Annotated in this window: 11 protein-coding genes; 2 read left to right on the forward strand and 9 right to left on the reverse strand. The window is 64.8% G+C overall.

The window, feature by feature from the left end; all coding sequences use genetic code 11:
- Positions 1-69 precede the first annotated feature (69 nt).
- From L8F96_RS16505 to L8F96_RS16540, 9 genes are all read right to left on the reverse strand, one after another.
- Positions 70-693 (reverse strand): response regulator transcription factor, encoded by a 624-nt coding sequence (locus L8F96_RS16505; protein ID WP_015449255.1) that lies wholly within the window; start codon positions 691-693, stop codon positions 70-72.
- Positions 683-2,218 (reverse strand): PAS domain-containing sensor histidine kinase, encoded by a 1,536-nt coding sequence (locus L8F96_RS16510; protein ID WP_030089528.1) that lies wholly within the window; start codon positions 2,216-2,218, stop codon positions 683-685. The genes L8F96_RS16505 and L8F96_RS16510 overlap by 11 nt, the downstream gene beginning before the upstream one ends.
- Positions 2,219-2,276: 58 nt before the next feature.
- Complete coding sequence (locus L8F96_RS16515; protein WP_103727907.1) at positions 2,277-2,750, reverse strand: DUF305 domain-containing protein; 474 nt, start codon at positions 2,748-2,750, stop codon at positions 2,277-2,279.
- Between the two features lie 90 nt (positions 2,751-2,840).
- On the reverse strand, positions 2,841-4,028 hold the full coding sequence (locus L8F96_RS16520) for a copper resistance protein B (protein WP_334656696.1): 1,188 nt from the start codon (positions 4,026-4,028) through the stop codon (positions 2,841-2,843).
- Complete coding sequence (locus tag L8F96_RS16525) at positions 4,025-5,569, reverse strand: multicopper oxidase domain-containing protein (RefSeq protein WP_417159002.1); 1,545 nt, start codon at positions 5,567-5,569, stop codon at positions 4,025-4,027. The genes L8F96_RS16520 and L8F96_RS16525 overlap by 4 nt, the downstream gene beginning before the upstream one ends.
- Complete coding sequence (locus tag L8F96_RS18640; protein WP_417159001.1) at positions 5,460-6,059, reverse strand: multicopper oxidase domain-containing protein; 600 nt, start codon at positions 6,057-6,059, stop codon at positions 5,460-5,462. Before L8F96_RS18640 ends, L8F96_RS16525 begins: the two co-directional genes overlap by 110 nt.
- A gap of 67 nt (positions 6,060-6,126) precedes the next feature.
- On the reverse strand, positions 6,127-6,693 hold the full coding sequence (locus L8F96_RS16530) for an RNA polymerase sigma factor (protein WP_046407413.1): 567 nt from the start codon (positions 6,691-6,693) through the stop codon (positions 6,127-6,129).
- Positions 6,690-7,130 carry a periplasmic heavy metal sensor gene (locus tag L8F96_RS16535; RefSeq protein WP_037486783.1) on the reverse strand — a complete coding sequence of 147 codons (441 nt, stop codon included), beginning with the start codon at positions 7,128-7,130 and terminating at the stop codon, positions 6,690-6,692. The genes L8F96_RS16530 and L8F96_RS16535 overlap by 4 nt, the downstream gene beginning before the upstream one ends.
- Positions 7,130-7,402: a hypothetical protein gene (locus L8F96_RS16540; RefSeq protein ID WP_007406377.1), complete on the reverse strand. Its 273-nt coding sequence runs from the start codon at positions 7,400-7,402 to the stop codon at positions 7,130-7,132. The genes L8F96_RS16535 and L8F96_RS16540 overlap by 1 nt, the downstream gene beginning before the upstream one ends.
- A 133-nt stretch (positions 7,403-7,535) precedes the next feature.
- Here L8F96_RS16540 and copC point away from each other — a divergent pair, with 133 nt between their 5' ends.
- Positions 7,536-7,916 carry a copper homeostasis periplasmic binding protein CopC gene (gene copC / locus L8F96_RS16545; RefSeq protein WP_037486754.1) on the forward strand — a complete coding sequence of 127 codons (381 nt, stop codon included), beginning with the start codon at positions 7,536-7,538 and terminating at the stop codon, positions 7,914-7,916.
- Positions 7,917-7,977: 61 nt separating this feature from the next.
- Positions 7,978-8,598, forward strand: coding sequence for a hypothetical protein (locus tag L8F96_RS16550; RefSeq protein ID WP_231621839.1), 621 nt, complete (start codon positions 7,978-7,980; stop codon positions 8,596-8,598).
- Positions 8,599-8,843: the final 245 nt, after the last annotated feature.

The raw sequence follows: 8,843 nt of genomic DNA on the forward strand, positions 1-8,843 counted from the left end.
ACACCCGTGTGACGATTGCACCATCGATCGCATATCGCGCCTCGTCCCGTCGCTACGTAGAGGTCGCAGTCACTTCGGCTTGCGGCCCATGCCCGCGGCAAAGGCGATCCGCAGGGCTTCGGACAAATTGCGGACCTCGAGCTTGGCCATCAGGCTCGCGCGATGGACCTCGACCGTTCGCGATGAACAGCCCAGGTCATAGGCGATCGTCTTATTGGGCAGGCCGTTCGCCAGCCCTTCCAGCACTTCACGCTCCCGGGGCGTCAGTGCAGCGACCCGCACGCCGGCTTCAGAGGTTTCCAGAGTGCGAAGGTCGACATCGTCGAGACGCGCGAACGCGCGGCTGACGGCGCCGAGCAGGGCGGCTTTCTCGAAGGGCTTCTCGAGAAAGTCGACCGCGCCGCCTTTCATGGCCTGCACCGCAACCGACACGTCGCCATGGCCGGTCAGGACGATGACCGGCATATTGACCCCGCGTGCTGCCATGGCGGCCTGAATCTCGAGACCGTCCATCTCGGGCATGCGCACGTCGAGGATGACGCAGCCGACGGCCGCCGACTTCGCCTCCTTGAGAAACTCCACGCCCGAGGCATAGGTCACGACGTCGTAGCCCGCGGTCTTGAGCGCAAAGCTCGCCGCCTTGCGGATGCTCTCCTCGTCGTCGACCAGATGGATGACGCGTCTATCCCCCATGTTCCTCCTCCGCCCGCGCATGGATCAAGGTAAAATGAAAGCGCGCGCCGCCGCGGTCGGGGCGCTCCATCCAGATACGGCCCCCATGCGCTTCGATGATGGTCCGGCAGATCGAAAGGCCGAGGCCCATGCCGTCGGCCTTTGTCGACTTGAACGCCGTGAAGAGCTGCTCCCGGACCTCGTCGGCGATGCCGGGGCCGGTATCCTCCACGGTCACCTCGATCAGCCCGTCAGGGCGCAACCTGGTCGCCACCTTGAGGTCGCGAACCGGACACGCCGCCATCGCCTCGATGGCGTTGCGCATCAGGTTGACCAGCACCTGCTGGATCTGCACCCTGTCGACGAGAACCGGCGTCGCGGCGGGATCGACCGCGAAGAAGCTGCGGATGCCGCGCTCGCGTGCACCGACCAGCGCGAGCTCGCTCGCCTCGGCGACAACCTGCGGCAGATCGTGGAGGCTCTTGTCGACCTCGCCGCGGGCGACGAAATCGCGCAGGCGCCGGACGATATGGCCGGCCCGCAGCGTTTCCTGTGCCGCATCATCCATCACCGACCGTAGCGACACGAAGGGTTCGTCGTCCCGCTCGTCGAGCATGTCGCGGATCGTCTCGAGATAGAGCGCGACCGCGGCAAGCGGCTGGTTGAGCTCATGCGCGAGGGTCGAGGCCATCGTGCCCATCGCGCTCAGCCGGGAGACATGGACCAGCTCTGCCTGCAGTTCCTTGAGCCTGAGCTCATCCTGCTCCTTGGCGGTGAGATCCCGGATGAAGCCGGTGAACAACCGCTGCCCGTCTTCACCGGCCTCGCCAACCGACAGCTGCATCGGGAAGGTCGAGCCGTCGCGGCGCTGGCCGACCACGACGCGGCCGAGGCCGATGATCCGGCGCTCGCCGGTCTGGAGATAATGCGCGATATATTCGTCATGCCGGTCGCGATCGGGCTGGGGCATCAGGCAGGAGACGTTGCGGCCGACGAGCTCGGTTTCCGAATAGCCGAACAGGCGTTGGGCGGCCGCGCTGAACGACGTGATGTCGCCGGTCTCGTCGATGATGATCATCGCATCGGGGACGGTCGCCAGGATCGACTGGAGATGCTGCTCGCGGGTCTCGATTGACGCCCGGACCGCCGCCTCGTCGGTGACATCGCGACTGATGCAGGCAAAGCCTCGATGTGCGTCGCCTTCGAACAGGGCGCTGATCGTCAGGCGCGCGAGATACTCCGCTCCGTTCTCGCAGACCCGCCACGCTTCGCGCTCCAGCGTGCCTTCGTGAAGGGCGGCCGCCAGGTCTGCGCACGGGCGGCCGGCCGCAATCTCGTCGGGCGGGTAGAACAGGTCATGGGGCTGTCCCAGGACGCGATCGAGGGGCCAGCATTCGGCACGCTCGCCTTCTTCATTATAGCTCAGCACGATCCCGGCAGGATCGAGCAGCGTCAGGACATGGCCGCCAGCCTGTCGCAGGAACAACGGCGCAAGCCGCACCACCTCCCTGGCAATCTCGTCCGCCCCGCGCCTCGTGTCGACCATCGGCCGGCTCACATACCTGGCCGGGCGCACGTATCCGGGCGTAGCCCGACCGTGCCACTCAGCGCCGCGCGAGTATGGCCTTCATCTCGTCGATTTCCTGCCGCTGCGAGCGCTTGATCGCTTCGCAAAGCCGGATGACTTCCGGATCGCTGAGCTTTGCTTCCTGGCACATCAGGATCGCCCCGGAATGATGCGGGATCATCGAGCGCAGAAAGGCCGTGTCGCCGATCGTGGTCTGGGTGCGGATGAGTGCAAAGCTGCCGAAGAAGGCGACCAGCGACGCGGCGATCAGCGCGATGTTGGCGGCCTTCGACGCGAACATGTGCCCCATGGCGAGGATCATCAGCACCACCATCGGTGCGACCATCATCAGCGTCATGTAGAGCATGTTGAGGTTGTTGTAGAAGCTGTCGAGCCCGTCGATCATGACGAACATCACCAGATACATGATGACGCCGCTGATGACGGTCTGAACGGCAAGGCTCCAATAGGCACCCATCTTCCGGGTGTTCATGTGGGACGAATGGTCCATGGCGTATCTCCTTCGCTCGGCGCCGGCCGACCTGGGTATGAGTGTAACGCCCCGCTCTCTTGTTCGCCCCCGCCATCAGCCGTCCTGATGCTAAAACCAGAAGCGAACGCCGGCGACGAAGCTGGTGGCATGGACGTCCTCGCCCGCAAGCCTCGACAGCCGCGCCGTGTCTCCGGCTTTGCGCAGATAGGAAACGCCGATGTAAGGTGCGAACTGGCGGCTGAATTCGTAGCGCAGGCGCGCGCCGAGCTCTATGTTGACCAGCCCCGAACCGATGTCGTTCTCCGGAATATCCTGCGCGGCGAAATTGACCTCGGCGCGCGGCTGCAAGATCAGGCGCTGGGTGATGCGCTGGTCGTAATAGCCCTCGACCCGGCCCAGAACATCGCCCTTGGTCGAGAGGAACAGCGCGCCTTCGACCTCGAACATGCCAGGAGCCAGGCCCTCGACGCCGATCGTCGCGTAGGTGCGGTCGGGCCCGCGGCCGAAGTCCTGGCGGATACCGCCCTGAAGATTGAAATAGGGGTCGATGGCCCGGCTGTAGAGCACCTGCACCTCGGCGCTGTCGATGCCGCGGCCGAACTCGCCTTCGCCCTCGCTCTTGAGCCAGAGGCGGTTGATGTCGCCGCCGTAAAAGCCTTCGCCATCCCAGCGATAGCCATCGCGGCCGCTATGCGCCTGATACTCGAACAGGTTGAGCAGCACCTGCCCGAAATTGTTGCCGCCGCTGTCCTTCATCATGATGTCGCGCGAGCGCGCCATCTCGCCGCCGGGAAAATCCCGATCGGCGAAGTGGTCGCCTGGGGGCGGCGGCGGGGGCGCATTGCCGGCCGGAAGTGCGGTGCCGGTCATTTGCATGCCGGGCATGGCGGGCGTTCCCGGCGTCGCTGTCTCGCCATGCTGCGCATGGTCCATCCCGGGCATGTCGGGCATCGCGCCGTCCTGATGCTGGGAGTGGTCCATGCCCGGCATCTCCGGCATTGCGGGAGACGTGGATTGCGGCTGACCGGCCGCATTTGCTTGCGCCGCGGGAGTGGTCTGGTGCTGCGAATGGTCCATTGCCGGCATGGTGTCCGGCGCTGGCTTCTGAGCGCGCGGCCTGGCAGTGGGCTTGGGGCGCGGCGCGGCGGCCTTGTCCTCCTTTTTCTCCTGCGCCGGCCGCGCCCCGCCCGGCGGCGCCATGCCGGGCATGTCGTGCATCGAATGATCCTGGGCAAAGGCGGGTGCGGCGGCGAGAAGGGCGATCGCGCTCACCAGCGGCGTGAGGATGCGGGTCATTGCGCGTCTCCCTTCGGACGCACGCTCACGACCCGCATCATCCCTGCATGCATGTGGTAGAGGAGATGGCAGTGGAAGGCCCAGTCCCCGACCGCGTCGGCGGTGAAGTCCCAGCTCACCTTGCCGCCGGGCTGGACGATCACCGTATGCTTGCGTGGGCTGTGATCGCCATGCCCCGTCACCAGCTCGAAAAAATGCCCGTGAATATGGATCGGATGCCCCATCATCGTGTCGTTGATGAGATTGACGCGCACCCGCTCGCCTTCGATGAACGGGATCGGCTCGTGATGGTCCGACATTTTCTCGCCGTCGAACGACCACATGAACCGCTCCATGTTGCCGGTGAGGTGGATGTCGATGCTGCGGCTCGGCGCGCGCACGTCTGGATTGCGCTCGAGCGCCATCAGATCCTTGTAGACGAGCACCTTGTGGCCGACGTCGGTGAGGCCCTGGCCGGGCTCGCCGGTGCGGTCGACGGGCATCGGCGAGATGGTCTGGACGCTCGGATCGCGCTTCACCTGCGGCGCGTTCGAGAAGTCGCGCATCTTCATCGAACCCATCGCGTGCCCGCCATGATCCATGCCCGCCATCTGGCCATCGGCGCCCATCGCGCCGTGGTCCATGCCGGCCATCGATCCATGATCCATCCCGCTCATCGCGGAATGATCCATCCCCGAATGGTCCATGCCCGCCATGGCGCTGTTGTCCATGGTCGCCATCGCTGCCGCCGCGCCGGTCGCGAGGCGCGCGGACGCGTTCTTCTCGGCCGTCGGATCGACGCCCCGCATAGCGCCGCCCGACATGTCCATGCCTTCCATGCCCGGCATCGAGGACATGTCCATGCCCATGTCCTTCATGTCGGCGAGCGGCCGTTTGCGTAAGGGAGGCACCTCGCCAGCCATGCCGGCGCGCGGCGCGAGCGTGGCACGCGCCATACCCGAGCGGTCGATCGCCTCGCCGACAAGAGTATAGGCCTTGTCCTCGCCTGGGCTGACAACGACGTCGTAGGTCTCGGCGACACCGATCTGGAACTCGTCGACGGTGACGGGCACCACATTCTGCCCGTCGGCCTGGACGATGCTGAGCGGCAGGCCGGGTACGCGGACGTTGAAGGTGGTCATCGCCGACGCATTGATGACGCGCAGCCGCACCCGCTCGCCCGGGGTGAAGAGCGCGGTCCAGTTGTCCATCGGACCATGGCCATTGACGAGATAGGTGTAGGTCGATCCGGTGACATCGGAGATGTCGGCGGGGTCCATCCGCATCTGGCCCCAGTCGAGCCGGTCCTTGAGTGGCTGGTCCTTGCCCGAGAGCAGCCCGGCCAGCGTCTGGCGCTGGAAGTTGAAATGGCCGGGGTTGACCTTGAGACGCCGGAAGATCGCCTGCGGCGAGAGTGCGCTGTGATCGGCGAGCACGATGACATGCTCGCGGTCATAGGCGACCGGATCGGCACCGGCGGGGTCGATGATGATCGGGCCGTAATGGCCTTCCTGCTCCTGCAGGCCCGAATGGCTGTGATACCAGTAGGTGCCGCTTTGCACGACGGGGAACTGGTAGAGGTAGTTCGATCCCGGCTTGATGCCCGGAAAAGACACGCCCGGCACGCCGTCCATNGCTTTGCACGACGGGGAACTGGTAGAGGTAGTTCGATCCCGGCTTGATGCCCGGAAAAGACACGCCCGGCACGCCGTCCATATTGGCCGGCAGGATCAGCCCGTGCCAGTGGATCGAGCTGTCCTCCTCGAGTTGATTGACGACGTTGAGCCGCACGCGCTGGCCTTCGCGCAGCCGGATCAGCGGGGCGGGGACCGTGCCGTTGAGACCGATTGCGCGGAACTGGCGCCCGTCGATGCTCATCGACTGCCGGGCGATGGTCAGCGTGATGTCTTCGCCCGACACGGTCGGTAGCGTCGGTCGCATCCCCGGCGAGATCGTCTGCGCCCAGGCAGGCAGCCAGGCTGATAATGCGGCGCCACCACCGGCGAGGGCCGCGCCGCGAAGGAACTGGCGGCGGTCGAGGGCAGAAATCATTCGGTTTGTCTCAGCTTGCGGAAAGAGGGCGGACCTATTGGAAATACGCAGCCCACCCGCCTGCCCCTCAAACTTTCTTCAAACTTTCCGCGAGGCGCGCCCGGGCGCGGTAGAGGCGGGTCTCGACGGCCTTCTGGGAGATGCCGAGGATCTCGGCGGTTTCGGCTTCCGATTTCTCGTCGATCGTCCGCAGGATGAGCGTGTCCTTGAGCGAGGCGGGCAGGGCGGCGATCGCTTTCATCGCCTCTGCCAGTTGCTGCTCGGCGCCGATTGCCTGGTCGGGTAGCGGCGCCTCATCGGCGACGTCATCCGCCTCGCCCAGCGGCAGGGCCATGGAGAAGAAGTTCCGGACCGCGCGCCGGCGCCGCCAGTCATGGCATTTGTTGATGACGATCCGGGACATCCAGACCTGGAAGGGTCGCGCAGCGTCATAGCGGTTGAGTGCGGCGAAGGCGGCGACGAAGCTTGCCTGCGTGACGTCCAGCGCCTCCTCTCCGTCACCTATATGGCTGCGCACGAGCCGAAATACCCAGCCTTGGTGTCGCCGCACAAGTTCGGCGAAAGCGGCCTGCCGGCCGACGAGTGCAAGAGCGGCAAGCTCCCCGTCCGAGCAGTCGGGGAGAATTATGGTCATTCGGACTTTGCCGTCAGCGCTTTCACTACGGCGTCGTCGAACTTCTGCGTCTGATCGGGGCGAAGTACGGCACGCATTGCAAAGATGTGCTCGAGCGTTTCCTTCTGCAGCGCGCCCATGGCTTGGTGCGAGCGGTCCACTGCCGCCGCGACTTTAGGGCCATAGCCATGTTCCGCCTCAATCGCCTCTGCTAGGCGAGCATTGTCGGCGCGCAGCTCGGCTTCAAGTGCCTGACGCCGAATGGCATAATTCTTCTCGATGAACTCCAGCCGGGCGTGCTGAGCCGTATCCAGTTTGAGATCCCGATGGAGCAGCTCGTGCAGTTCGTTTTCCACGGGCGGTGCCGACACCACATAGATCCGCCCGATCACCACCCCGGCGATCGCCGCGGTAAAGGTCAACAGTAGGAGGAGCAGGAGCCGGCGGCGGTCCCGCATCATTGCGAGCCCAGCAGCGTCGAGGGCGCGAGCGCCAACTGCGCATCGAAGGGCGATATCGGGCTCGCGTCCGCCGACCCGATTGGAACCGCGGAGCCCGCGATGCCGATGAAAAGCGCGACTGCGGCGGCTAGACCAAACGTCGTTGCGCCCAAGCGCGGCATGGCCTGGACCCTAGCGATTTCCGTCAGGACGCGGCTGTCCAGGCCGGCAAGCCTGGGGTCAATTGGGGCATCGCGCAATTTCGCGAGCATTTCGTCAAGGTGGTCCATGGTGTTTCTCCGTCTTCTCTTCACAATACGCATTCTGGCCCACGACCCCTTGGCTCGGAACAGAAAAGAAATTTGAGAGGGGTGCAGGCTGCAGCTGCGTATTCTCTCATGTCAATGACTGGAGAATTCCCGAATGCGCTTCCTTTCGCCTTTCGCAGCTGTCGCCGCCGTCAGCCTGAGCGTTTCGGCTCCGGCCTATGCACATCCCAAGCTCGTGTCTTCAACGCCCGCCGCCAACGCCAGAGTCTCGGCACCGTCGCGTATCACTCTGACGTTCAGTGAAGGCCTGATGGCCAGACTATCTGGTGCCGAGATCGTGATGACCGGTATGCCCGGCATGCCAAACCATCGCATGGCGGTGACCGGCTTCAAGACCGCGGTCGAGGGCGGTAACAAGACGTTGGCGCTGACACTGGCCAAGCCGCTTGGCGCTGGTACCTATCAGGTCACCTGGCATGTCGTCTCGATGGACACGCACCGCATCCAGGGCAATCTCGCCTTCATCGTGCGATAGGGCAATGAGTGAGGTAGCAGGCATCGCGATCCGCTGGGCGCTGTACGCCGATCTCGGCCTCTTGTTCGGCCTGCCGCTGTTCGCGCTCTATGCCCCAGGTGGCGGCCGGACGGTGCAGCGGCATCTGCCGATGGGGGCGATGGTGGCCTGTCTTGCCTGCTTCGGGCTGCTGCTATCTGCGTTCGGCTTTGCGGTGCAGGCTGCGGCCATGTCCGGACTGCCGCTCACACAGCCTGATTTCGCCCTGCTGGGTGATCTCATCAATGAGACGGCCATGGGGGCGGCGTTGAAGGCGCGCCTTGTCGCGCTCCTTGTCCTCCTATTCTGCGTCCTCTTGTATCGACGGCAATCACGTCCCGCCTTCATCGCCTCTACTCTCGCAGGCGCGCTCGCGCTCGCGACCCTCGCCTGGAGCGGACATGGCGCGGCTGGCGAAGGCTATCCGGGCTGGCTGCAACTGGTCGCCGATCTCGTCCATCTGCTCGCCGCCGGCGCCTGGGTCGGCGCGCTTGCAGCCTTCCTCGCGCTGGTTATGCCTAAAGCAGCGACCGGTGATATGGAGCGGGTCTCGCTCGCCGAGGAGGCCTTGACGGGCTTCTCCCTGGTAGGAACGATCATCGTTGCCCTGCTGATCCTGACCGGGATGGGGGCGTCACATAAAACGGGCACAGATATACGCTAAGGCCTGAGGGCGTCGGAAAACACCTGTTTGTCGTACATTGGCCGGTAGGAGACAGTCCGGATCGGAGCCGGGTTGCGAGGATAGCTGACACGCACGTTAAGTCGGCAGCCGACCAAAGCCAGCCATTCAACGTCCAATTGCGCGCGGCTGATTTCAGTTGAACCTGCCATTACAAGACCCGGGAACTTGGGCGACACGGGTCAGGCAGTGTCCGCCGTCAGCACCAATGGCACAGATTTGAGGTT

The organism is Sphingomonas panaciterrae, assembly GCF_036890205.1.
GTDB classification, from domain to species: domain Bacteria; phylum Pseudomonadota; class Alphaproteobacteria; order Sphingomonadales; family Sphingomonadaceae; genus Sphingomonas; species Sphingomonas panaciterrae.

What these genes read in the sequence shown, in the direction of transcription:
- L8F96_RS16505 (WP_015449255.1), bottom strand. Translation starts at nt 693, where the DNA reads ATGGGGGATAGACGCGTCATCCATCTGGTCGACGACGAGGAGAGCATC.
- L8F96_RS16510 (WP_030089528.1), bottom strand. Translation starts at nt 2,218, where the DNA reads ATGGTCGACACGAGGCGCGGGGCGGACGAGATTGCCAGGGAGGTGGTG.
- L8F96_RS16515 (WP_103727907.1), bottom strand. Translation starts at nt 2,750, where the DNA reads ATGGACCATTCGTCCCACATGAACACCCGGAAGATGGGTGCCTATTGG.
- L8F96_RS16520 (WP_334656696.1), bottom strand. Translation starts at nt 4,028, where the DNA reads ATGACCCGCATCCTCACGCCGCTGGTGAGCGCGATCGCCCTTCTCGCC.
- L8F96_RS16530 (WP_046407413.1), bottom strand. Translation starts at nt 6,693, where the DNA reads ATGACCATAATTCTCCCCGACTGCTCGGACGGGGAGCTTGCCGCTCTT.
- L8F96_RS16535 (WP_037486783.1), bottom strand. Translation starts at nt 7,130, where the DNA reads ATGCGGGACCGCCGCCGGCTCCTGCTCCTCCTACTGTTGACCTTTACC.
- L8F96_RS16540 (WP_007406377.1), bottom strand. Translation starts at nt 7,402, where the DNA reads ATGGACCACCTTGACGAAATGCTCGCGAAATTGCGCGATGCCCCAATT.
- copC (WP_037486754.1), top strand. Translation starts at nt 7,536, where the DNA reads ATGCGCTTCCTTTCGCCTTTCGCAGCTGTCGCCGCCGTCAGCCTGAGC.